This is a genomic window from Streptomyces sp. NPDC029169 (genome assembly GCF_055563935.1).
Genome location: NZ_JBVHXA010000008.1, coordinates 41,654 through 63,864 on the forward strand (window position 1 = coordinate 41,654; position 22,211 = coordinate 63,864).

Annotated in this window: 18 protein-coding genes; 12 read left to right on the forward strand and 6 right to left on the reverse strand. The window is 71.1% G+C overall.

The annotated features are described in order from the left end of the window. Positions 1 to 17 precede the first annotated feature (17 nt). Both ACZ4VI_RS17165 and ACZ4VI_RS17170 read left to right on the forward strand, forming a co-directional pair. On the forward strand, positions 18 to 1,130 hold the full coding sequence (locus ACZ4VI_RS17165; RefSeq protein ID WP_468000024.1) for an EcsC family protein: 1,113 nt from the start codon (positions 18 to 20) through the stop codon (positions 1,128 to 1,130). 909 nt (positions 1,131 to 2,039) lie between these two features. Then, a complete protein-coding gene (locus tag ACZ4VI_RS17170) occupies positions 2,040 to 3,695 on the forward strand; it encodes a class I adenylate-forming enzyme family protein (RefSeq protein WP_468000025.1) in 1,656 nt (551 codons plus the stop codon). On the opposite strand, the gene ACZ4VI_RS17175 is transcribed toward ACZ4VI_RS17170, so the two are convergent. Further along, positions 3,668 to 4,942, reverse strand: coding sequence for a M6 family metalloprotease domain-containing protein (locus ACZ4VI_RS17175; protein ID WP_468000026.1), 1,275 nt, complete (start codon positions 4,940 to 4,942; stop codon positions 3,668 to 3,670). The two genes, ACZ4VI_RS17170 and ACZ4VI_RS17175, sit on opposite strands and share 28 nt — an antisense overlap. Positions 4,943 to 5,169: 227 nt before the next feature. On the opposite strand from ACZ4VI_RS17175, the gene ACZ4VI_RS17180 reads away from it, so the two are divergent. Together ACZ4VI_RS17180 and ACZ4VI_RS17185 are read left to right on the forward strand one after the other, a co-directional pair. Then, positions 5,170 to 5,844 (forward strand): TetR/AcrR family transcriptional regulator, encoded by a 675-nt coding sequence (locus ACZ4VI_RS17180; protein WP_468000027.1) that lies wholly within the window; start codon positions 5,170 to 5,172, stop codon positions 5,842 to 5,844. A gap of 88 nt (positions 5,845 to 5,932) precedes the next feature. After that, positions 5,933 to 7,444, forward strand: a complete 1,512-nt coding sequence (locus ACZ4VI_RS17185; protein WP_468000028.1) for an MFS transporter — start codon at positions 5,933 to 5,935, stop codon at positions 7,442 to 7,444. A gap of 33 nt (positions 7,445 to 7,477) precedes the next feature. Here ACZ4VI_RS17185 and ACZ4VI_RS17190 read toward each other — a convergent pair whose 3' ends face one another. Then, the gene (locus tag ACZ4VI_RS17190; protein ID WP_468000029.1) at positions 7,478 to 7,990 is read right to left on the reverse strand and encodes a MarR family winged helix-turn-helix transcriptional regulator; all 513 of its coding nucleotides are present in this window, start codon (positions 7,988 to 7,990) and stop codon (positions 7,478 to 7,480) included. A gap of 105 nt (positions 7,991 to 8,095) precedes the next feature. Between ACZ4VI_RS17190 and ACZ4VI_RS17195 the strand changes: the two genes are divergently transcribed. Then, entirely contained in the window at positions 8,096 to 8,884 is a 789-nt protein-coding gene (locus ACZ4VI_RS17195; protein ID WP_468000299.1) for a dioxygenase family protein, read from the forward strand. 4 nt (positions 8,885 to 8,888) lie between these two features. Here ACZ4VI_RS17195 and ACZ4VI_RS17200 read toward each other — a convergent pair whose 3' ends face one another. Then, the gene (locus ACZ4VI_RS17200) at positions 8,889 to 9,416 is read right to left on the reverse strand and encodes a GNAT family N-acetyltransferase (RefSeq protein ID WP_468000030.1); all 528 of its coding nucleotides are present in this window, start codon (positions 9,414 to 9,416) and stop codon (positions 8,889 to 8,891) included. A 148-nt stretch (positions 9,417 to 9,564) separates the two neighbouring features. Here ACZ4VI_RS17200 and ACZ4VI_RS17205 point away from each other — a divergent pair, with 148 nt between their 5' ends. Beyond that, the gene (locus ACZ4VI_RS17205; protein ID WP_468000031.1) at positions 9,565 to 10,584 is read left to right on the forward strand and encodes a sigma-70 family RNA polymerase sigma factor; all 1,020 of its coding nucleotides are present in this window, start codon (positions 9,565 to 9,567) and stop codon (positions 10,582 to 10,584) included. A gap of 118 nt (positions 10,585 to 10,702) precedes the next feature. Here ACZ4VI_RS17205 and ACZ4VI_RS17210 read toward each other — a convergent pair whose 3' ends face one another. After that, complete coding sequence (locus tag ACZ4VI_RS17210; protein ID WP_468000032.1) at positions 10,703 to 11,668, reverse strand: helix-turn-helix transcriptional regulator; 966 nt, start codon at positions 11,666 to 11,668, stop codon at positions 10,703 to 10,705. 62 nt (positions 11,669 to 11,730) lie between these two features. Between ACZ4VI_RS17210 and ACZ4VI_RS17215 the strand changes: the two genes are divergently transcribed. The 4 genes from ACZ4VI_RS17215 to ACZ4VI_RS17230 all read left to right on the forward strand — a co-directional run bounded on the left by ACZ4VI_RS17215 (position 11,731) and on the right by ACZ4VI_RS17230 (position 17,139). Then, positions 11,731 to 13,245, forward strand: a complete 1,515-nt coding sequence (locus ACZ4VI_RS17215; RefSeq protein ID WP_468000033.1) for an MFS transporter — start codon at positions 11,731 to 11,733, stop codon at positions 13,243 to 13,245. Positions 13,246 to 13,442: 197 nt separating this feature from the next. Continuing rightward, positions 13,443 to 14,204: a DeoR/GlpR family DNA-binding transcription regulator gene (locus ACZ4VI_RS17220; protein WP_468000301.1), complete on the forward strand. Its 762-nt coding sequence runs from the start codon at positions 13,443 to 13,445 to the stop codon at positions 14,202 to 14,204. After that, positions 14,201 to 15,154 carry a 1-phosphofructokinase gene (pfkB, locus tag ACZ4VI_RS17225; protein ID WP_468000034.1) on the forward strand — a complete coding sequence of 318 codons (954 nt, stop codon included), beginning with the start codon at positions 14,201 to 14,203 and terminating at the stop codon, positions 15,152 to 15,154. Before ACZ4VI_RS17220 ends, pfkB begins: the two co-directional genes overlap by 4 nt. After that, entirely contained in the window at positions 15,151 to 17,139 is a 1,989-nt protein-coding gene (locus ACZ4VI_RS17230) for a PTS fructose transporter subunit IIABC (RefSeq protein ID WP_468000035.1), read from the forward strand. Before pfkB ends, ACZ4VI_RS17230 begins: the two co-directional genes overlap by 4 nt. Positions 17,140 to 17,231: 92 nt before the next feature. Here the strand turns inward: ACZ4VI_RS17230 and ACZ4VI_RS17235 are convergent, their stop codons facing one another. Further along, on the reverse strand, positions 17,232 to 18,341 hold the full coding sequence (locus tag ACZ4VI_RS17235) for a hypothetical protein (RefSeq protein WP_468000036.1): 1,110 nt from the start codon (positions 18,339 to 18,341) through the stop codon (positions 17,232 to 17,234). A gap of 263 nt (positions 18,342 to 18,604) precedes the next feature. Between ACZ4VI_RS17235 and ACZ4VI_RS17240 the strand changes: the two genes are divergently transcribed. Then, positions 18,605 to 19,720 carry a tetratricopeptide repeat-containing glycosyltransferase gene (locus ACZ4VI_RS17240; protein WP_468000037.1) on the forward strand — a complete coding sequence of 372 codons (1,116 nt, stop codon included), beginning with the start codon at positions 18,605 to 18,607 and terminating at the stop codon, positions 19,718 to 19,720. 11 nt (positions 19,721 to 19,731) lie between these two features. After that, on the forward strand, positions 19,732 to 21,300 hold the full coding sequence (locus ACZ4VI_RS17245; RefSeq protein ID WP_468000038.1) for a glycosyltransferase family 39 protein: 1,569 nt from the start codon (positions 19,732 to 19,734) through the stop codon (positions 21,298 to 21,300). 49 nt (positions 21,301 to 21,349) lie between these two features. On the opposite strand, the gene ACZ4VI_RS17250 is transcribed toward ACZ4VI_RS17245, so the two are convergent. After that, a complete protein-coding gene (locus ACZ4VI_RS17250) occupies positions 21,350 to 22,192 on the reverse strand; it encodes a DUF6227 family protein (RefSeq protein WP_468000039.1) in 843 nt (280 codons plus the stop codon). Positions 22,193 to 22,211 lie beyond the last annotated feature (19 nt).

Genomic DNA, 22,211 nt, shown 5'->3' on the forward strand with positions numbered 1-22,211 from the left:
GCCCTTACCATCGCGGTATGGCAGATCCCTCGGACTACGAGCTCGCGGCATGGCGTGACATCCAACGGTTCAAGGGCCGCCCTCTGTCACGAGTGATGAGGAGCGCTGGCGAACAAGTGGCCACTGGCGCCGCGGAGCTCGGCAAGCGTGCCACGAAGTACTTGGAGAACCACCCACGGGCCCGGTCGGCGGTTTCGCGTGGGCAAGAGATCGCTGCCAAGGGCGCTCGCAAGGTCAGCGCCGGGGCCCGTGGAGCCACCGATGCCCTCCCCGACTGGAGCGGCACCGCCTTTCAGTCCGTACGGCAGACGGTGGGGCGGGTCTCGCGAGCGGGACTCTCCTCCAAACGAGTGGTGGCGCTCCACACGAAGCGCGGGCACGACATCGCATCGCTGTCCGATCTGCGCCGCCTTGACCTCGAGCAGATCGACGCTGTCCGTGGACGAGCGGCGAGTTGGTACTACCCGGCCGCCGCAGCGCTCTCGGGAGCGAGCGCAGGCCTTGTGATCTCCGGCGGGCAGCTCGCCGTCGCCGCCTCCGCCGGCGCTGCGGCAGCGCCTTCAGGAGGTGCGATCGTCGGCGCTTTCACCGCTGATGCCGCGGTCGTCCTCGGACTCGCGTCTCGCTCTGTCGGCCAGATCTCGCTGCTCTACGGCTACGACCCCGAAGAGCCCGCCGAGAAGCTCTTCGTGATGTCTGTCGTCAACGCCGGGACGGCGACGTCGGCCACCGCCAAGAGCGCCGCGATGGCCGACATCTCACGGCTCACCCAAGCACTCGTCCGCGGTAAGGCGTGGGACGTCCTGAACGAGGCGGTAGTCGCCAAGGTCTCCCAGCAGTTCGCGAAGGCATTCGGCTTTCGTCTCACCAAGAAGGGACTTGGCAAGGCCGTACCCGCGTTCGGGATTATCGTCGGAGGCACCCTTAACTGGACCACCTTGGAGGCGATCGTCGACGCCGCTGACACGGCGTACCGGCGGCGGTTCCTCCTTGAGAAGTACCCACATCTCGGTGAAGGGGAAGAAGCCGAATCGTTCCCTGATGTCGGCCCGGAGGCTCAGGAGGATACCGACGAGGAGATCAGCCTGCTCGGCGAACTCGCAGAGGCGGGCGGCCCCGACCTCCGCTGAATCGAGGCGGTTCACATGCCCGGCACGGGTCGAAAGAGAGCTGGGCAAGTCTTGTTCTGCCCCCCGGTGTATCCGGTGGTCAGCAAGACGATGCCCTCAGGGTGGATCTCCCGCCTCCGTCTTCGTAGGTCTGCGACACCCCATCGAGGGTGTGTGGGTGATCTCTGCTCGATTGCCGCCCCCTCGGTGTCGCTGATGCGGACGATGAAGACACGTGCCGCCGTCACGCGATCGAACTCCCAGTTGTCGCCGGCGCGCGACTGCCGGAATCCGTAGACTCCATGAACCGGGCCCCGCTTGTCATGCGGACCTGTGGGTGCGCGCCGCCGTCGAAGCGGGGCCAGGGCACCCAAGGGGCAGCGTGAAGAGTCACGTCTCAAGCCTCACGCGATGCTATTTGAGTAGCAACTCCTGAGCCGTCAGATGGGTGAGCTGACGGGTCCAGAGGGATGGGCTGAGGTGCTTCAGTCAGCGCTCCGAGTGGCAGCCGGTGAACGGCGTGGGGCCTGGCGTGACCTGCGCGAACCTGGAAACTCGTTGGGAAAAATGCCCTGGCGCGTTTGCTGGCCTTCCAGTGCATTCGCCCTGATCTGCGGCGGAGCGCTCCGTCGTCCAGCTCCCTCCCTCCTTCCTTCCGGTACCTCGGCCTCGCCGTGTCCGTTCATAACAAACAGACTTGTCTGTTGGTTGGGGACCGGGGGAAGGGAGGGGCCTGAGGGGCGGGGATTCTTGTGGGGTAAAAGCAGCCATCTTGCGCGTCGTTCCAGGCGCGGTGCCCCCGGGGTATCACTCAGAACAGTCCCCAATGAGCGCCCCACCTTCGGGTGGGGCGCTTTTTTGCGTTTGCGGGCAGAATCAGCCGTGCCGTCGGCCGACGGCACGGCTGCAAGCGCGGGGAGAGGGGCGATCGTGGGCGCAGGAGAGACGGCGGCGGAGGCTGTCGCCGCCCGGTTGGCCGCGCCCGGGGCGCCCTTCGCCGTCGAGGGCGGGGTGTACGTCGAGGGGCCCCGCACGCTGCGGGAGTTCGTCGAGGCCACCTGGGCGTACGGGGACCGGCCGTTCCTCGTGTCCGAGGGCGGGGTGCTGAGCTACCGGGAGTTCTTCGACGCCGCCTGCGGGCTTGCCCGGAGCCTCGTCGGGCAGTACGGGCTCAGGCCGGGGGACCGGGCCGTCGTCGCGATGCGGAACCATCCCGAGTGGCAGATCGCCTTCTGGGCCGCCCAGCTCGCCGGCCTCGTCGCCGTACCCCTCAACGCCTGGTGGACCGAGGACGAGTGCGCGTACGCCCTCGACGACTGTTCGCCCCGCGTCCTCCTCGTCGACGGGGAGCGTGTCCCGAGGGTGCGGGCGTGGGCGCGGAAGAACCGCGTGCCCGGGATCGTGTTCCACGGGGAGGCGGAGGAGGGGTTCCAGGCCTACGTGCGGGACACCGACTCCGTCCTCGGGCCGCCGCCCGTCGACGTCCTGCCCGAGCACGACGCCACCATCATCTACACCTCTGGCACCACCGGCCGCCCCAAGGGCGCCGTCGCCACCCACCTCGCGCAGGCCGGAGCCGCGATGAACCCGCGGTACTACGCCGCCGCCTCCGCCCTCGGGCGCGGCACCGTCCCCGGGCAGGGGCCCGCGCCCGTCTCGCTCACCACGTTCCCGTTCTTCCACGTGGCCGCCTTCACCTCGTTCTACTCCGTCATGGCCGCCGGCGGGACCCTCGTCCTCATGCGGAAGTGGGACGCCGGACACGCGCTCGAACTCATCCGGCGCCATCGCGTCACCCACTACGCCGGTGTCCCGACCACCGCCCTCCAGCTTCTCGACCTCGCCGAGCGGACCGGCGATCCGCTCGAGAGCCTCACCATGCTCAACACCGGAGGCGCCGCCGCCCCGCCCGAGATCGTCGCCCGCATCACCGCCGCGTACGGAGAGCGCGTCGAGCCCCGCAACGGCTACGGGCTCACCGAGACCTGCGGCGGCGTGTTCGCGAACTTCGGCGCCGAGTACCGCGCCCATCCGCGCAGCGTCGGCCGGCCCACCCCGGCCACCGAGGTCCGCATCGACCGGCCCGACGCCGACGGCGTGGGCGAGCTGCTGCTGCGCGGGCAGTCCCTCGTCCGCGGCTACTGGGGCGATGAGGAGGCGACGAGGAACGCCTTCACCGACGACGGGTGGTTCCGCACCGGCGACCTCGCCCACCTCCGCGACGGGCGCGTCACCATCGTCGACCGGCTCAAGGACATGGTCATCCGCGGCGGCGAGAACGTGTACTGCGTCGAGGTCGAGGCCGTCCTCCACGACCACCCCGCCGTCCTCGACGCCGCCGTCCTCGGCGTGCCCCACCCCACCCTGGGGGAGGAGGTCGCCGCCGTCGTGCGCGTACGGGAGGGGGCGAGCGTCACCGCCGAGGAGCTCGCGGCGCATGTCGGGGCCCGGCTGGCCGCCTTCAAGGTGCCCGCCCACGTCTTCGTACGGGACACCGCACTGCCCCGCAACGCCACCGGGAAGGTGCTCAAGCGAGAGCTCAGGCAGGAGGCTCGAGGTCAGCTGCGCGTGATGCGCACGCGGTAGCCGCCCGACGCGTCCTCGTCGAGGACGGTGATCCGGATGCCGTTCGTCCGGTCGGTGAAGGTCTCGCCCGGGCCGTACGGCGCGTCCGACAGCTCCGCGTGGACGTTCGGGCGGCGCGTGCAGCCGCCGCTGTCCCTGTCGCTGTCCGCCACGCTCACCGGGCCGTGCCCGGTGTCGACGTCCGACTCGACCCGGTAGATCAGGACGCCCGGCTCGCAGACGGCCTCGTCGTTGCCTCCCCGGGTGCGGACCTCGACCGCGTACCCCGACTTCTCGGAGAGCGGTACGAAGGCCAGCTTCGGGCCGCCCGCCGCGGGCAGCGGGGTCAGGAGGTACTCGCGGGTGCCCTTCCGGGACGCGCAGCCGACCTGGTCGTCGTCGAGCCAGCCCAGCTTCCACTTGTGCCAGCCCAGCAGGTCGTTGTTGGCCCCCCAGTCCTCGGACATGATGTCCCAGTGCCCGACGGTGCCCCCGCCGTCCACGGTGTAGAGGTCGGGCAGGCCGAAGACATGGCCGTTCTCGTGCGGCAGGACGCGGTAGCCGGTCTCGGCGTACGTCCCCGAGCCGTCGTCCTGGCGGCTGTAGACGAAGGACGTGTTGGCGAGCGGGACCCCGTCCGCGTAAGGCGCCTCGTCGTTTCCGGAGAAGGTGACGGAGAGGACGGTGTCCACGGCCGAGGGCCCGGCGTTCGGGGTGACCAGGACGTTGACCAGGTCGTACGCGCTGAAGTCCACCTTCGGGTCGGCGGACTTCACGATGTCCTCGACGAGGCCGCGGTAGCCCGGTTCGTACGGTGAGCCGCGCTCTATCCCGTACGCGGAGAACGGCCGCGGCATCCGCAGCCAGTCGGGTATCGGGGTCTCGGGGTCGTAGTGCAGGCGCCCGTACGAGCTGGTGGTGAACCACTCGGTGGTCTTCGGGAAGAACTCGGCGTAGCGGTCGAGTGCCGTGCCGTCCCCGGGCGCGTCCGGGAAGTCGACCATCAGGTTGAGGGCCGTGATGCGGCCCGTGGAGCGGACGTACCCGGGGGCGGTGGGCATCCCCTCCGACATCTGCACACCCATCGTCGTCGCGATCCTGCACGGCCCGAGCGCGGCGGCCTCGGCGGGCGCGGTGGCCACGGGGCCCGCCGAGGCCGGTGGCGGGCCGGGGAGCGTGCTGCTGGCCGAGGCGAGGGCGGCGAGGGCGAGGGCCGTCGCCGCGGCGAGAGCGACGGTTCTGCGTATGTGCCGGCGGGGCTGCTGCATGCGGTCGCCTCTCTGGTCAGCGGTCAGCGCTGCTGTTCGATCAGCCTGTGTCGAGAGGTGCGGGGGCGCGCGCCGGGTTGGACCGATCGTGGGTATTCCGCGAGGTCCCAGGGGTGTGACTCAGGTCACAAGCAGCCCGGGAAATAACCGGGGACTCACTCCCCGTTTACGCCTGTGTTCGAGGAAGTGGGGACTTGGTCCCCGGATCACCGGAAGGAGGCCGTGGCGTGACCACCGAAGCCGAGACCGCGCCCGTCCGCCGCGTACCCCGCCCGCGGGCCGACGCCCTGCGCAATCGCGAGCGGATCGTGACGGCGGCCCGCGAGATGTTCGTCGAGTTCGGCCCCCAGGTGCCGCTCGACGAGATCGCGCGCCGCGCCGGGGTCGGCAACGCCACGCTCTACCGCAACTTCCCCGAGCGCGGTGACCTCATCCACGAGGTCGTCGTCTCCGTCACCTCCCGCACCACGGACCTCGCGGAGCAGGCGGCCGCGGCCGTCGACGCCGGGGAGTCCGGTGCCTTCGACGCGCTGCGCCGCTTCACCCATGGCGCCGCCGAAGAACGCATCGGCGCTCTGTGCCCGATGCTCGACGACGCCTTCGACAAGAACCACCCCGAACTGCACGCCGAGCGCGAGCGTCTTGAGGCGGCCGTTCAGGGCCTCGTCGACCGCGCGCACGCGGCGGGCAGCCTCCGCACCGACGTCGGTGTCGGGGACCTGATCGTGGCCGTCGCCCAGCTGACCCGCCCGCTCCCGGGCACCGCCTGCCCCCACATGGACCGTTTCGTCCACCGCCATCTGCAGCTGTTCCTGGACGGACTCGAAACGCCCGCGCGTTCCGTGCTGCCCGGCTCGGCCGCCACTCTGGAGGACCTGCGGGGCGACTCCTGCGAGTCGTGATCCCGAGCTGACCGTCCCGTAACGCACGCCGGCACCCATCTACTTACGTCCCGTTTTGACCTTTCCGCACCAAGAGGTGGCTACCCCCATGTCCGAAACAGATCCCAGGCGCTGGAAAGCGCTGGTCTTCATCGCCCTCGCCCAGCTGATGGTCGTGCTCGACGCGACGATCGTGAACATCGCGCTGCCCTCCGCCCAGCAGGACCTGGGGATCTCGGACGGCAACCGGCAGTGGGTCATCACGGCCTACGCCCTCGCCTTCGGCGGTCTGCTGCTCTTCGGCGGCCGCATCGCCGACCTCTGGGGCCGTAAGCGCACCTTCGTCGTGGGTCTGATCGGCTTCGCCGCCGCCTCCGCGCTCGGCGGTGCCGCGACCGGCGAGGCGATGATGCTCGGCGCCCGCGCGCTCCAGGGCGCGTTCGGCGCGCTGCTCGCGCCCGCCGCGCTCTCCCTGCTCGCCGTGATGTTCACCGACACCAAGGAGCGCGCCAAGGCCTTCGGCATCTACGGTGCGATCGCCGGTGGCGGTGGCGCCGTGGGCCTGATCCTCGGCGGATTCCTCACCGAGTACCTGGACTGGCGCTGGACCTTCTTCGTCAACATCCCCTTCGCGATCGTCGCGGCCGCGGGCGCGTACTTCGTGATCCGTGAGCCGGCCGGCGGCCGCAACCGCTCGCCGCTCGACATCCCGGGCGTGGTCCTGTCCACCCTCGGCCTGGTCGCGCTGGTCTACGGCTTCACCCGCGCCGAGTCCGAGGGCTGGTCGGACGCCACGACGATCGGCATGTTCGTCGCCTCCGCCGTGCTCCTCGCCGCCTTCGCCCTCACCGAGGCGAAGGTCACGTCCCCGCTGCTGCCGCTGCGCGTCCTGACCGAGCGCAACCGCGGCGGTGTGTACCTCTCGCTGGGCCTCGCCGTCATCGCGATGTTCGGCCTGTTCCTCTTCCTGACGTACTACCTCCAGGTCGTGAAGGGGTACTCGCCGGTCAAGACGGGCTTCGCGTTCCTCCCGATGATCGCGGGCATGATCGTCGGCTCGACCCAGATCGGTACGCGGCTGATGACGCGGGTCCCCCCGCGCTGGCTGATGGGCCCGGGCTTCCTGGCCGCCGGCGTCGGCATGCTGCTGCTCACGCAGCTGGAGATCGGCACCTCGTACGCCGGTCTGATCCTGCCCGCCCAGCTGCTGCTCGGCCTCGGCATGGGTACGGCGTTCATGCCGGCCATGTCGCTCGCCACGCACGGCGTGGACCCGCGGGACGCCGGTGTGGCCTCCGCGATGGTCAACACCTCGCAGCAGGTCGGCGGCGCGATCGGTACGGCGCTGCTGAACACGATCGCGGCCTCGGCCACGACCGCGTACATCGCCGACCACGCGGCCGGTGCCACGACCGGGGGCGCCCAGAAGCTGCTCCAGCTCCAGGGCATGGTCGAGGGCTACGCGGCGGCCATCTGGTGGGCCGTCGGCATCCTGGTCGTCTCGGCCGCGATCGCCGTCACCTTCATCAACACCGGGAAGCCGGAGACGGGCGTGGTGACGGGCTCCGGGTCGGGTGAGGGCGCGGAGGACGAGGTGAAGATCCCGGTAGTCGCGCACTGACCTTTACGGCCTGGTGTCCTGCCCTGGTTCCGCTCAGCGGAGCCAGGGCAGGTCCGCGTCCGGGCCGTCCGGCTGGAGGCCCTCCGCCATCACCTTCATGATCTCGCCGAGCTGGGCCACCTGCTCCGGGCTGAGCCGGTCGAACATCGCCTGGCGCACGGCGGCGACATGGCCGGGGGCCGTCCGCCTCAGCACCTCGTACCCCTCGTCCGTGAGGTGCGCGAACTGGCCGCGCTTGTCGGATGGGCAGTCCTGGCGCAGCACCCAGCCGCTCTTCTCCAGGCGCGCGACGGCGTGGGAGAGCCGGGAACGGGTGATCTTGGCGCCCTTGGCGAGCTCGGTCATCCGCATCCGCCGCCGGGGCGCCTGGGAGAGCTGGACGAGCAGGCCGTAGTAGATGTGCGGCATCCCGGCGTCGCGCTGCAACTGGCGGTCGAGATGGTCCTCGAGGAGGGTGGTGGCGTGGAGGTACGCGCGCCAGACGCACTGTTCCTCGTCGCTGAGCCAGCGAGGCGCGTCGTTGGGTGCGGTCGTCATGCCATCCATCGTACGACTCGTTCTTGAAAGTTGAACTACGTAGTTCTAGGCTGTGTAGGCGCATAGCTTGAACTTTCAATGAACCTTCCACGGTCACGTCTGGAGGCGGTCGTCATGGACGCCACGCAGGAACGGATGCCCGCCCTCTACCTCTCGCACGGCGCCCCGCCGCTCGCCGACGACCCGGTCTGGCCCGGCGAACTCGCCGCCTGGTCCGCCGGGCTGCCCCGGCCGAAGGCGATCCTCATGGTCTCCGCCCACTGGGAGGAGGCCCCGCTCGCCCTCGGCGCGACCGAGACCGTGCCGCTCGTCTACGACTTCTGGGGCTTCCCCGAGCACTACTACCGGGTGCGGTACGCGGCCCCGGGCGCACCCGAGCTCGCCGCCTCGGTCCGCAAGCTGCTGCACGGCCCCGGCACGCCGGTGCAGGACATCCCCGACCGGGGCCTCGACCACGGCGCGTACGTCCCGCTGGTGGAGATGTTCCCGGAGGCCGACATCCCCGTACTCCAGGTCTCCATGCCCACCCTCGACCCGCGGAAGCTGATGGACATCGGCCGCCGGCTCGCGCCGCTGCGCGACGAGGGCGTACTGATCGTCGGCAGCGGCTTCTTCACCCACAACCTGGCCGCGCTGCGGCACGCCGGGGCGGGGGTGCCCGGCTGGTCGGCGGAGTTCGACGAGTGGGGCCGCCACGCGCTGGAGGCGCGGGACGTCGACGCGCTCCTGGACTTCGAGCACACGTCCCCGGCGGGCCGCCTGGCCCACCCGCGCACCGAGCACTTCGCACCGCTCTTCGTCACCCTGGGCGCGGCGGACGCGGCCGGGGACCTGGACGGCGGGCGGAGCGTGATCGACGGCTTCTGGATGGGGCTTGCGAAGCGCTCGGTCCAGTTCGGATAGGTCGCTAGAGGTCCTTCTGGTACCAGGCCACGTCCCAGTACTGGCCGAACTTCCGGCCCACCTCTCCGTACGTACCGATGTGGCGGAAGCCGAACCGGGTGTGGAGGCGGACCGAGGGCTCGTTCGGCAGGGCGATGCCCGCGTAGGCGCGGTGGACGTCCTCGCCCGCAAGGGCCTCGAAGAGCCGCTCGTAGAGGAGTGCGCCGATGCCGCGGCCGGTGGCGTCGGGGGAGAGGTAGGCGCTGACCTCGACGGATGTGGAGTACGCGGGCTTCGGGCGGAAAGCGCTGCTGGTCACATATCCGAGAATTCGGCTTTTCGCCCCTTTCCGGACATCGCGAGCAACCAGGAGGCGGTGCGGGCCGTCTTCAGGGTGGGAGCGGAGCCAGGGAAGTCGCTGCTCCGGCGTGAAGGGCTCGGTGTCGAAGGTGATCGCGGTCTCGCGGACGTAGTGGTTGTACAGCTCCGTGAGCGCCTCGAGGTCACCCTCCGTGCCCGGCCTGACCTGCGTCTCTGTGCGTTCAGACACCATGCATCCCCCTCGGTGGCGGCACAGGGTACTGCATGATCGCGAAAATCGATGCGCCGCGTGGGAATTCTGTCCTGATTCCAGTCGTTGTTTCCGTCGGATGCAGGGCACCCGCTAAGGGTGTCGCGACCTACTCAGCAAGGGAGCACGCATGGCAACCCGTGCCGTCGCCCGTCGTCAGTCCTCCGCCACCAGCGGCAGTGGTAGCGGTAGCGGCAGCAGCCGGGCAAGCAGCGTTCGCGCCGTGGGCGGGGACATCGCCGACCGCGACCTGGTCGGCATGTACCTCGACGAGATCGCGCGCACGCCCCTGCTCGACGCCGCCAAGGAGGTCGAGCTCTCCCAGACCATCGAGGCGGGTGTGTTCGCCCGGCAGATCCTCGACGGCGAGGTGGAGAGCGAGGCGTCCGGCGCCACCCCCGAGGAGCTCGAAGCGCTGTACGCGGCGGGCGAGCGTGCCAAGGACCTCTTCATCAAGTCGAACCTGCGGCTGGTCGTCGCGGTCGCGCGACGCTATCCGCGCAGCGGGCTGCCGCTGCTCGACCTGATCCAGGAAGGGAACGCGGGCCTGGTGCGCGCGGTCGAGAAGTTCGACTACGCCAAGGGCTTCAAGTTCTCCACGTACGCCACGTGGTGGATCCGCCAGGCCATCACGCGGTCCATAGCAGACCAGTCGCGCACGATCCGGCTGCCCGTCCACCTGGTGGAGGAGCTGGGGCGGATCCGGCGTGTGCAGCGAGAGTTCAACCGGGAGCACGGCAGGGAGCCGGAGCCGGTGGAGATCGCGACGGAGCTGGGCTCGACGCAGGAGCGGGTCGTGGACGTCCTGGACTGGGCGCGGGATCCCGTCTCGCTGAACATGCACGTGGACGACGAGGGCGAGACGCAGTTCGGTGACCTCCTGGAGGACACCTCCGCGGTGTCGCCGGAGCAGTCCGTCCTGACGCTGCTGCGCAGCGAGGAGCTCGACGACCTCATCGACAAGCTCGACCACCGCACGGCGTCGATCATCCGGATGCGGTACGGCATCGAGGACGGCCGCGAGCGCACGCTGACGGAGGTCGGCAAGGAGCACGGCCTGACCCGCGAGCGCATCCGCCAGATCGAGAAGCACGCGCTCCTGGAACTGAAAAAGATGGCCCGCGACACAGGCTTCGACGCGGTGGCCTAGAGCGGCCGGCGACAACCAGCCCCGTCCCGTTGTGGGCATTCGTCCCGCTGGGGCGGGACGGGTGGGCACAACGGGACGGCGCCCTTGCGGGCGCTCCCGCCCCCCGTTCCTGCGGTGCCTACGAGGGCGGTGCCGTCGCTACTGCCAGGCGCGCGCCCAAGTCTCTCGCGTACGTGACCAGTGACGTCGGCGCGTGGATCGTGAACGGGGCGTCCACCAGGGCCAGGCGGAGGGCCAGCCACTCCGTGGAGTCCGTGGTGCGGGTACGGACGCGGCAGGTGGTCGGGCCCGTCGGGGTCGGGGTCAGGTGGGCCGGGAGGCGGGCGGTCACGAAGTCGGCGGGGGCCTCGAAGGTCACGTCCAGGTCCAGTTCCGGCTGGGCGCGGGACATCGAGCGCGACATGAGCTCGGCCGCCCCGCCCGCCGGCAGCTCCCGCGGGGCGAAGCGCGCCCCCGTGGCGAAGGGGTCGGACACCCGGTCCACCCGGAACGTGCGCCAGTCCTCGCGCTCCAGGTCGTACGCCACGAGATACCACCGCCACCCCGTCGACACGAGCCGGTACGGCTCGACCTGGCGGCGCGACTCCGTCCCGTCCCCCGCCCGGTAGCCGAAGCGCAGCCGCTCCTGCGCCGTCACCGCGCCCGCGAGCGCCGTCAGCGTCGACGGCGCGACCGTCGCCCCGTCCCCGCGCGTCAACGGGATCGTCGCGTTCTGCAGCGTGGAGACCCGATGCCGCAGCCGCGACGGCAGCACCTGCTCCAGCTTGGCGAGCGCCCGCACCGACGCCTCCTCCACCCCCTCGATCGCGTGCCCGGCCCCCGCCCGCAGCCCCACCGCGATCGCGACCGCCTCCTCGTCGTCGAGGAGCAGCGGCGGCATGGCCGTACCGGCGACCAGGCGGTACCCGCCCACCGCGCCCTTCGTCGCCTCCACCGGGTAGCCGAGCTCCCGGAGCCGGTCGATGTCCCGGCGGATCGTGCGCGCGGAGACCGAGAGCCGCTCGGCGAGCTCGCTGCCCGGCCACTCGCGCGGCGTCTGGAGCAGCGAGAGCAGATTCAGGAGTCGTGCCGGAGTGTCCGTCATGTGTTCCAGCATGCGCCGTATCTAGGACATCAGCTGACCTATATGGCCTCTATGTTCATCGCATGAGTTCACACGACGCCGCCGGAGCCGCGGACAAGAGGCGCTGGATAGCCCTCGCCATCGTCATGACCGCCGCCTTCATGGACCTGGTCGACGCCACGATCGTCAACATCGCGATCCCCAGCATCGAGCGGAACCTCGGCGCCACCTTCGGTGCCATCCAGTGGATCACCGCCGGGTACGCCCTCGCGTTCGCCGCCGGTCTGATCACCGGCGGCCGGCTCGGCGACATCTACGGCCGCAAGCGGCTGTTCCTCCTCGGCACCGCCGGGTTCACCGTCGCCTCCGCGCTCTGCGGCTTCGCCGCGAACCCGGAGATGCTGGTCGCCTCCCGCCTCCTCCAGGGCGCGGCCGCGGCGATGATGGTGCCGCAGGTCCTGTCGATCATCCACGTCACCTTCCCCGCCCACGAGCGCGGCAAGGTCTTCGGCATGTTCGGCGCGATCATCGGCCTCGGCGCGGTCTCCGGACCCCTCCTCGGCGCGCTGCTCACGCAGTGGAACATCGCCGGCCTGGAGTGGCGCCCGATCTTCCTCATCAACCTGCCGGTCGGCATCGCGGGCCTGATCCTGGGCCGGAAGTTCATCACCGAGTCGAAGGCGCCGAAGGCGCTCCGCCTCGACATGGTCGGCGTGCTGCTCGTGACGCTGGCGCTGCTGATGCTGATCTACCCGCTGACGCGCGGCCGCGAGCTGGACTGGCCGCTCTGGGGCCACCTCTGCATGGCCGGCAGCCTCGTCGTCTTCGCCGCCCTCGTCGCGTACGAGAAGTACAAGACGAAGAAGGATGGCTCCCCGCTGGTCGAGCTGTCGCTGTTCAGGGTGAAGAGCTTCGCGGCCGGCATCGCGGTACAGCTGACCTTCGGTGTCGTGATGGGCATCTTCTTCCTGGTCTGGACGCTGTACATGCAGATCGGGCTCGGCTGGAGCCCGCTGAAGGCCGGTCTGACGGGCGTGCCGTTCTCGATCGCCGTCTCGACGGCGGCCGGTCTGTCGGTGCAGAAGCTCGTCCCCCGCTTCGGCCGCAAGGTGCTCCAGGCGGGCGCGGTGACGATGGCCGCGGGCATGCTGCTCTACCTGTGGGAGGCCGGCCGGTACGGGACCTCCATCGCCCCCTGGCAGATGATCGCGCCGCTCGTCGTGATGGGCCTGGGCATGGGCCTGATCGTGGCGCCGTTGACGGACGCGGTCCTCTCGGACGTGCCGCGCGAGCACGCGGGCTCGGCCTCGGGCCTCATCAACACGACCGGGCAGATGGGCAACGCGCTCGGACTCGGGCTCGTGTCGGTCGTCTTCTTCGGCGTGATCGACGAGGAGCGTCTGAAGCAGGCCCCGGCCGAGGTCGGTGCGGCGTTCGCGGACGCGTTCCAGAACGCGCTCGGGTGGGCGGTGGCGGTGGTCGCCGGGATCTTCCTGGTGATGTTCGCGCTGCCGGCGAAGCCGAAGCAGCACGTCGAGGGCGCGGAGGACGACGACTCGGCCGACGTGCTGGGCAAGGAGCCCGCGCTCGCCTCCTGAGCAGGGCAGCCCGAAGGGCCCCGGCACCTGGGATGGACGTCCCGGGAGCCGGGGCCCTTCGCTGTCGCTTCGTCGTCCCTCTGTACCGTGCCCGTTTCGATGCCTGAATTGATGCCCGAATCTGTTTACTTTGCGGAAACCCGGACGTACTCTGCAGAGAAACCACAGGTTCGGGCATGAAACGGATGCAAACCCACATGTACGCACCCGAGCGACAGCAAGCGATCCTCCGGCTCGCCCGTGAGAGCGGACGCGTCGACGTCCTCTCCCTCGCCGAGGAGTTCCAGGTCACCGCCGAGACCGTACGGCGCGACCTCAAGGCCCTCGACCGGGCCGGACTGGTACGCCGGGTGCACGGCGGCGCGATACCGGCCGGGCGGCTCGACTTCGAGCCCGACCTCGCCGAGCGCGAGGCCCACGCCGCCGACGAGAAGGACCGGATCGTCCGGGCCGCCCTCGCCGAACTCCCCGACGAGGGCAGCGTCGTGCTCGACGCCGGCACCACCGTCGCCCGGCTCGCCGCCGAGTTCCCCCTCGAATGCGGACTGACCGTCGTCACCCACGCCCTGCCCGTCGCCGCCCGGCTCGCCGACCACCCCGGCATCGACCTCCACCTCGTGGGCGGCCGGGTCCGGCACCGTACCCGGGCCGCCGTCGATGCCTGGGCGCTGCGCGCGTACGGAGAGATCCGCGCCGACGTCGCCTTCCTCGGCGCCAACGGCTACTCGGCCGACCACGGGCTCACCACCCCCGACCTCGCCGAGGCCGCCGTCAAGCGGGCCGTGATCGCCTCCGCCCGCCGGGTCGTGCTCCTCGCCGACTCCGCCAAGCACGGCGAGGAGCACTTCGCCCGCTTCGGCACCCTCAACGACGTCGACCTGCTCATCACCGACAGCGGGCTCAGCCCCGAGGACGCCGCGGCGATCGAGGCCGCGGGAACGGAAGTCGTACGCACATGATCCTCACCGTCACCCCCAACCCGTCGCTCGACCGGACGTACGAGGTCCCGGCCCTGGAACGCGGCGAGGTGCTGCGGGCCTCCGCCGAGCGGATGGATCCCGGCGGCAAGGGTGTCAACGTCTCCCGGGCCGTCGCCGCCGCCGGCCGGCGGACCGTGGCCGTCGTCCCGCTCGGCGGGGCGCCCGGCGCGCTGGTCGCCCAGCTCCTGGCGGAACAGGGGATCGAGGTCGCGCCGGTGCCGGTGGCCGGCCACACCCGTTCCAACATCGCGATCGCGGAGCCGGACGGCACGCTGACGAAGGTCAACGCACCAGGACCGCAGCTCACTTCGGACGAGTCCGAGACCATCCTCGCCACCGTCGGCGCCTACTCCCCGGCCGCCGACTGGATCGCCTGCTGCGGCAGCCTGCCGCGCGGCCTCGCGCCGGAGTGGTACGCCGAGCTGGTCACCCGCGCGCACGGCGCGGGCGCCCGGATCGCCCTCGACACCTCCGGCCCCTCGCTGCTCGCGGCCCTCGCGGCCCGGCCGGACGTCGTCAAGCCGAACGCCGACGAACTGGCCGAGGCGGTGGGCCGGCCCCTGGCGACCGTCGGCGACGCGGTGAAGGCCGCGGAGGAACTGCGGGACCTGGGCGCGGGCGCGGTGCTCGCGAGCCTCGGCGCGGACGGCCAGCTCCTCGTCTCCGGGGCGGGCACCTGGTACGCCACGGCGGCCGTCGACACCGTCCGCTCCAATGTGGGCGCGGGCGACGCGTCCCTGGCCGGCTTCCTCGCGGCGGGGGGAGAAGGCCCCGAGGCCCTGGCCGCGGCGGTCGCGCACGGCGCGGCGGCCGTCCAACTGCCGGGGAGCGAGATGCCCACCCCGGCCGATCTGAACCCGTCGGCGGTCACGGTGACCGACGACGTACCCCTCGACCGAGTACTCAGCGAGCAAGGGAGCCCGCGATGAGCAAGATGATCACCGCGGACCTGGTCGATCTCGACCTGTCCGCCGGCACCAAGGAAGCGGCGGCCCGTTCGCTCGCGGAGCGCATGGTCGCGCTCGGCCGGGTGACGGACCTCGACGGCTTCCTTGCGGACGTCGCGGCCCGCGAGGCCCAGATGCCGACGGGCCTCGACGGCGGCATCGGCATCCCGCACTGCCGCAGCGCCCATGTCACGGCCCCCACCCTCGCCTTCGGACGAGCGCCCGCGGGCATCGACTTCGGCGCCCCGGACGGCCCGGCGGACCTGATCTTCCTGATAGCTGCCCCGGCGGGAGCGGACGACGCCCACCTCACGATCCTCTCCTCCCTGGCCCGCCAGCTGATGAACGAGGAGTTCACGACGGCGCTCCGGTCGGCGGGCTCGGCGGCGGAGGCGGCGGCTCTCATCTCGGGCGAGGAGCCGCCGGAGGCGGAGGCCCCCGAGGCGGCCGCGGAGGAGGTCGTGGAGGAGGCTGCGGAGGAGGCTGCTCCCTTCCGGATCGTCGCCGTCACCTCCTGCCCCACCGGCATCGCCCACACCTACATGGCCGCCGAGGCACTCGAGAAGGCCGGTGAGGCGGCCGGCGTCGAGGTCGTCGTCGAGACGCAGGGGTCCGCCGGGTTCACCCGGCTCGACCCGGCGGTCGTCGCCGCGGCCGACGGCGTGATCTTCGCTCACGACGTGCCCGTACGGGAGAAGGAACGGTTCGCCGGGAAGCCGACCGTCGACGTCGGCGTCAAGGCCGGCATCAACCGTCCGGCCGAGCTGATCTCCGAGGTCCGCGGCAAGGCGGAGCGCGGTGAGGTCACCGCTCCCGCCGGCACGCCGACCCCCGTCGAGCGCACCGGCGAGCCCACCGAGGGCTACGGCACCAAGCTGCGCAAGTGGCTGATGTCCGGCGTCAGTTACATGGTCCCGTTCGTCGCCGCCGGCGGTCTCCTCATCGCCCTCGGCTTCGCCATCGGCGGCTACGACATCGACAAGGCCCCCTCCGTCGCCGAACACTTCGCCTGGGGCCAGGCGGACTCCTGGGCCGCGCTGATGTTCCAGATCGGCGGCCTCGCGTTCAGCTTCCTCGTACCGGTCCTCGCGGGTTACATCGCGTACGGCATGGCCGACCGGCCCGGTCTCGTCCCCGGCTTCGTCGGCGGCGCGATCGCCCTCACCATCAACGCGGGTTTCCTCGGCGGCCTGGCCGCCGGTCTGATCGCCGGCGGGACGGTCCTCGCCATCCAGAAGGTGAAGGTGCCCGCTGCTCTGCGGGGCATCATGCCGGTGGTGGTGATCCCGCTCCTGGCATCGATTGTCGTGGGCTTCCTGATGTTCCTGGTGATCGGCAAGCCCATCGCCGGCCTCCAGAGCGCGCTCACCGACTGGCTCTCCGGCCTCTCCGGCGCCAACGCGGTCATCCTCGGCGTGATCCTCGGCCTGATGATGTGCTTCGACCTCGGAGGCCCGGTCAACAAGGTCGCGTACGCCTTCGCCGTCGGCGGCCTCGCCAACCCCAACGAGGGCTCCCTGAAGGTGATGGCCGCCGTGATGGCCGCCGGCATGGTGCCGCCGCTCGCGATGGCGCTGGCCACGGTCGTCCGCCGCAGGCTCTTCACGAAGACCGAGCGGGAGAACGGCAAGGCGGCCTGGGTCCTCGGCGCCTCGTTCATCAGCGAGGGCGCGATCCCGTTCGCCGCGGCCGACCCGCTGCGGGTCATCCCGTCGGCGATGGTGGGCGGCGCGGTCACCGGCGCCCTGTCGATGGCCTTCGAGTGCACGCTGCGGGCCCCGCACGGCGGCGTCTTCGTGATCCCGCTGATCGGCAACCCGCTGCTCTACCTGCTGGCGATCCTTGTGGGAACGGTCGTCAGCGCGGCCCTGGTGATCCTCCTCAAGGGCGCGCGAAAGCCGGCCCCGGAGACGGGGCCGACGGAGGAGAAGCCTCAGGCTGAGACGAAGGTGGCCGTAGCAGCCTGACCGGTCCCCGAAAGGGGACGAACGAGGGGCGGTGCGCACGCGGTGCGCACCGCCCCTCGGGCGTGTTCCGACCGGACTATTGCCGGATCAGGTCACTTCATCGCCTTCGCGGCGTGGTTCACCATGCCGGAGCCGGGCGCCATGCCGAGGAACCGGTTGGTGCTGTTGGCCGCCGAGGCGCCGCCAGGCGAGTTCAGCTGAAGCCACCGGCCCCGGCGGTAGTCGTCGTCGCCAGGTTCGGCGCCGGGGACGGTGTCGCAGTTGAGCGTGTTACCCGAACCCGGAACGTTGACGCACTGGAACTCCCAGACCTCCCCGGTGATGGTGAGCACCTCGACCGAGATCAGGTTGGCCTGCTCGGCGATGGAGACGGAGCACGCGCCTTCCGGGGCGCCGGGGAGGGGGTACCAGATGAAGTCCGTGATGTCGGACTGCAGGTCCCGGGTGCCGGCAAACACGTCACCGTCGGTGACCACGCCCTTGATCTCACGGCTGGCTTCGAGGCGGTGGGCGTCGATGTCGTTGCACACGGCCGGGCCGGTGTCACCGGTGTCGCCCTTGGGGCCGGTGTCGCCCGTGTCGCCCTTCGGTCCGGTGTCACCGGTGTCGCCCTTGGGGCCGGTGTCACCTGTGTCGCCCTTCGGGCCCGTGTCACCGCCACCGGGCCCGGCCGGGCCGGTGTCGCCGGTGTCGCCCTTCGGTCCGGTGTCGCCGGTGTCGCCCTTCGGCCCGGTGTCGCCGGTGTCGCCCTTCGGCCCGGTGTCACCCGTGTCGCCCTTCGGGCCGGTGTCGCCCTTGGGGCCCGTCGGCCCCGGCTTCCCCTCCTTGCACTTGTCCTTGTCGCCGTCGCCGGTCCGCAGGTGCGGCGGCAGGACGTCGTTGAAGTGGTGGAGCTTGCCCTTCACCAGCTCCTCGATCCCCTTCGGACCGGGGTGCGGCTTCGGGCCGTCCTCGTGCGGCGGCTTCGGGCCGTCCTCGTGCGGCGGCTTCCCGCCGTCCTCGTGCGGCTTGCAGTCGTCGGTCGCGGGCCCTGCCGCGCTCATGCCCGGGAACTGCGGCGCCGGGTTCTGCGCGAGGGCGACCGCCGGGGCAGCCATGCCCGCCACCATGAGGGTGAGCGAGGCGACGGCCCCGCCGGCGAGCCAGGAACGTCGTCGGGCGAGCGGTCCCAGAGAGGACTTAGTCCTGAGATCAGGACGCATACGTGTGCTCCTTCGATAACCGGATCGAGCGATGGTGTGGAAGCCTGTTCGGGCCTCCTTGCGGTTATCGGATCGCGACTGCAATGCCTTGAAGTTGTTGGAGTCCTATCAACTCACTGGCCTACGGGCCGTTCCGAATGGCCGCGTACGCGGGAGCGAACCTCCGACCGGCCTCGGCGTGCCGCATGAGGGCGGACCGGGCCCGGTTCATAAGGTCGCCCGGTCATGAGGTCGCCCGGACCGATCCGCCGAGTGGGGTTGCCATGAAGCCGTCGATCTGCCTGTGCATGATCGTCAAGAACGAGTCCAGCGTCATCGAGCGCTGCCTCGCCTCCGTCCGCGATCTGGTGGACACCTGGGTCATCTCCGACACCGGGTCCACCGACGGGACCCAGGACCTGATCCGCGAGGCGCTCAAGGGGATCCCCGGTGAGCTGCATGAGGAGCCGTGGACGAACTTCGGCCACAACCGGAGCCTGAACATCCGCCACGCCCGCGGCAAGGCCGACTACCTGCTGCTCCTCGACGCGGACCATGTGATCCGACGCGAAGGGCCACTGCCCCCACTGACCGCCGACGCGTACATGCTGCGGCACGAGGGCACCCTGGAGTACCGCATCAAACGCCTGGTCAGAGGCGACATCGCCTGGCGGTACGAGGGGGTCACCCACGAGTACCTGACGGCGGACGCCCGCCACAGCCAGGCGCACCTCGACGCGCTCGTCATCGAGGACTTCCACGACGGCGGCTCACGGCACGACAAGTTCGAACGCGACGCCCGCCTGCTCACCGAGGAACTCGCCCGCGACCCCGCCAATACCCGCACCGTCTTCTACCTCGCCCAGACCATGCGCGACATGGACCGCGCGGACGAGGCCATCGACCTCTACGAGCGCCGCGCGGCCATGGGCGAATGGGAGGAGGAGGTCTACTACGCGCTGCTCCAGGCCGGGATCCTCAGAGCGGACGCGGGGGACTGGCCGGCGGCGATGGACACCCTCACCCGCGCCTGGGAATCGCGCCCGCAGCGCCTCGAAGCCTGCTACGAACTGGCGTCACGGCTGCGGAGGATGAGCCGCCACCACCTCGCCCACGCGATCGTCTCCGCCGCCATCGACCGCGCGCAGCCGGACGACATCCTGTTCGTCTGGCCCTGGGTGTACCGCTGGGGCCTGCTCTTCGAGTACTCGATCACTGCCTACTGGGTCGGCGACTTCGCCGCCTCGCTCGCCGCCTGCGACCGGCTCCTGGCCATGCCCGACCTGCCCGAGCGGTACCGGCGCCAGACCGAGAGCAACCGTGAGTTCTCCGTCCGGAAGCTCACCCCGATCCCCGAGCCGGCCACGGCGGGCCGGACGGCCACGGCACCGAAGGGCTGAGCCGCGTCGCCATGGAACCTGCGTCCCCCGCACCCTCACCCGCCCTCCCCGAAGTCTCCGCGGTCTCCGCGGTCGCGGCGGTCTCCGCGGTCCGGGACCGCGTCCCGCCCGCCCAGCGCGCCGGCCGGCAGCCGGACGACAGCGGGCCGCGGCACGCCACGTGGCTGTGGCCGACGCTGGTCACCCTCGCTCTGACGCTGTACGAGATCGGACGCCCCCAGCTGTGGGAGGACGAGCTCAACAGCTGGGACGCGGCCTCCCGTTCCACCGGTCAGCTCCTCGACCTGCTGGAGCGGGTGGACGCGGTCCTCGGCGCCTACTACCTCCTCCTGCACGGCTGGATGACCGTCTTCGGGGACTCCGCCGCTGCGCTGCGCCTGCCCTCGGCGCTCGCCATGGCCGGTACCGCCGCCTGCACCGCGCTGATCGGCCGGCGTCTGTTCGACCACCGCGTGGGCCTGGTCGCCGGACTGCTGTTCGGGCTCATCCCCGTGGTGACGCGCTACGCCCAGGAGGCCCGGCCCTACGCCTTGGTGGTCTTCGCCGTCACCCTCGCCTCGCTGCTGCTGCTCCGGGCTCTGGAGCGACCGCGGAGCTGGTGGCGCTGGACCGCGTACGCCCTGTGTGTGGCGGCGGTCGGCCTGCTGCACCTGGTGGCGCTGACGGCGCTGGCGGGACATCTGGTCGCCGTGGTCCTGAGGGCGCGCACCGAGCGCGCGGTCGCCCCGCGTTTCGTGTTCGCCGTACTGGCCGGGGTGGCGGCCGCCGCTCCGGTCGTCCTGCTGGGCAGGACGCAGGCGGGCCGTCAGCTCTCCTGGATCCCGGGACCCGACCTGTGGAGCCTGATCTCCTTCTGGCCGCAGCTGTACGCCTCCGCGCTGGTCGCCGGGGCGGTGACCACGCTCGCGGTCCTGGCGTGGGACGAGCGCCGTGCGGCGGCCATGGGTCCCCTCCTCGTCCTCTCCGCGTCAGCCGTGCTGCCGCCGCTGCTCCTCTGGGCGGTCTCGCACGGCGACGTCTCGTACTTCTACTTCCGGTACCTGCTGTTCACCCTGCCGGCGTGGGCGGTCCTGGCCGCGGCGGGCCTCTGCGGCCGGCGCTCCCGGGGCGTCGTCGCGGCGGTGCTTGTGGCGCTCGCTCTGCTCACGCTGCCCGAACAGCAGGAGGTGCGCCGGCCGTTCGCGCACTTCTGGCACGGCGTCGACTACGAGGGCGCCGCTCGAACGATCCAGAGGTACCACCAGCCCGGAGACGCCGTCGTCTACGACCGGGGGGACGACTACTGGCGCATGCTCGACGTGGGGGTCCGCTTCTACCTCCCGGACACGCTGCGGCCGCGGGACGTCTTCCTGGCGACGTCGGCGGCCGAGCGGGCGGACCTCTGGTCGGCCGAGTGCCCGGACCCCGAGGCGTGCCTGAAGAAGGAGCCCCGGATCTGGCTGGTGGTCGCCGGCAACGAGCCCGATCCGCTGGATGCCCTTCCGCCCACCCAGGCGAGCGCCCTGCGAGCGCGCTACACCGCGACCGGAACCGAGCGGCTGACCGGTGTGACGGTGGCCCTGCTGGTACGCCTCCGTTAGCCGACCAGCCGTCGACTGACCGACTGACCGACTGACCGGCCACCGGCCGTCACCGCACCCGGGCGCGGTGCTCCATCGCCTCGCGCGCGGTGCGCTCGTCCTCGTAGACCTCGCACATGTGGCGGCCGTCCGGCGTCGCCGTGTGCTCCACCTCCCAGAGGCTCAGCTCGGTGCCGTCGAGCAGCAGGAACGCGTGCTCGTAGAGGGTGAAACCGGCGTCCCGGCCGCCCTCCACCGCGCACTGGCGGCCGAACGCCTGCGTGATGTGATGCGCGAACGCCACCCGCAGCCGCCGCGCCGTCTCCTCGCCCGGCCGGTCCGCGTTCTCCGCGCGGCGTAGCACCCGGCGGGCGTGGTCCGGCGAGTTGTCCGAAACGTACATCCGGGGCTGCTCGGGTATCCGGCGGGACAGCAGCGCGCTCAGCAGCTCCAGGTCGTTGTCCTCGTCGAAGTCCAGGTCGGCGGAGCGCTCCACGCCCCAGTCCGCGGAGAAGCGGGCCGGCAGCCGGGAGGCGGCGAGCCGGGCGTCCGCCTCGTCCGCGTACAGCTCGTGCTGCTCGGCGCCGTCCCGGCCGGAGTTGTGCACCAGCTCCCACAGGCTCAGCGCCGTGCCGTCGGCCAGCAGATAGGTGTGGCGGTACGTCGTGCGGTGCAGCGAGGCGCTGTGGTGCGAGGAGTGCAGCGCGCTGGAGTGGGCGAACGCCGTCTCCAGGCGCTCGATCGTGCTGTCGGGCAGGTCGAAGGAGTTGAGGGCCCGGCCGAGGAGCCGCTCAACGTGCGTCTCGGTCGTCTCGTACGGATCGTGAGGATCCTGCGGATCGTTCAAGAGGGTCTCCAGGCCGTCGCCGCATGTCACTTGGTGCTTGCTTAACGTAGTCCCTGGGTCTGACATCGTGTCCTGGGTTCGGCAA

Coding starts and splice junctions, on each gene's coding strand:
- ACZ4VI_RS17165 (WP_468000024.1), top strand. CDS start 18: ATGGCAGATCCCTCGGACTACGAGCTCGCGGCATGGCGTGACATCCAA.
- ACZ4VI_RS17175 (WP_468000026.1), bottom strand. CDS start 4,942: ATGCAGCAGCCCCGCCGGCACATACGCAGAACCGTCGCTCTCGCCGCG.
- ACZ4VI_RS17185 (WP_468000028.1), top strand. CDS start 5,933: ATGTCCGAAACAGATCCCAGGCGCTGGAAAGCGCTGGTCTTCATCGCC.
- ACZ4VI_RS17190 (WP_468000029.1), bottom strand. CDS start 7,990: ATGGATGGCATGACGACCGCACCCAACGACGCGCCTCGCTGGCTCAGC.
- ACZ4VI_RS17195 (WP_468000299.1), top strand. CDS start 8,096: ATGGACGCCACGCAGGAACGGATGCCCGCCCTCTACCTCTCGCACGGC.
- ACZ4VI_RS17200 (WP_468000030.1), bottom strand. CDS start 9,416: ATGGTGTCTGAACGCACAGAGACGCAGGTCAGGCCGGGCACGGAGGGT.
- ACZ4VI_RS17205 (WP_468000031.1), top strand. CDS start 9,565: ATGGCAACCCGTGCCGTCGCCCGTCGTCAGTCCTCCGCCACCAGCGGC.
- ACZ4VI_RS17210 (WP_468000032.1), bottom strand. CDS start 11,668: ATGACGGACACTCCGGCACGACTCCTGAATCTGCTCTCGCTGCTCCAG.
- ACZ4VI_RS17215 (WP_468000033.1), top strand. CDS start 11,731: ATGAGTTCACACGACGCCGCCGGAGCCGCGGACAAGAGGCGCTGGATA.
- ACZ4VI_RS17220 (WP_468000301.1), top strand. CDS start 13,443: ATGTACGCACCCGAGCGACAGCAAGCGATCCTCCGGCTCGCCCGTGAG.
- pfkB (WP_468000034.1), top strand. CDS start 14,201: ATGATCCTCACCGTCACCCCCAACCCGTCGCTCGACCGGACGTACGAG.
- ACZ4VI_RS17230 (WP_468000035.1), top strand. CDS start 15,151: ATGAGCAAGATGATCACCGCGGACCTGGTCGATCTCGACCTGTCCGCC.
- ACZ4VI_RS17235 (WP_468000036.1), bottom strand. CDS start 18,341: ATGCGTCCTGATCTCAGGACTAAGTCCTCTCTGGGACCGCTCGCCCGA.
- ACZ4VI_RS17240 (WP_468000037.1), top strand. CDS start 18,605: ATGAAGCCGTCGATCTGCCTGTGCATGATCGTCAAGAACGAGTCCAGC.
- ACZ4VI_RS17245 (WP_468000038.1), top strand. CDS start 19,732: ATGGAACCTGCGTCCCCCGCACCCTCACCCGCCCTCCCCGAAGTCTCC.
- ACZ4VI_RS17250 (WP_468000039.1), bottom strand. CDS start 22,192: ATGTCAGACCCAGGGACTACGTTAAGCAAGCACCAAGTGACATGCGGC.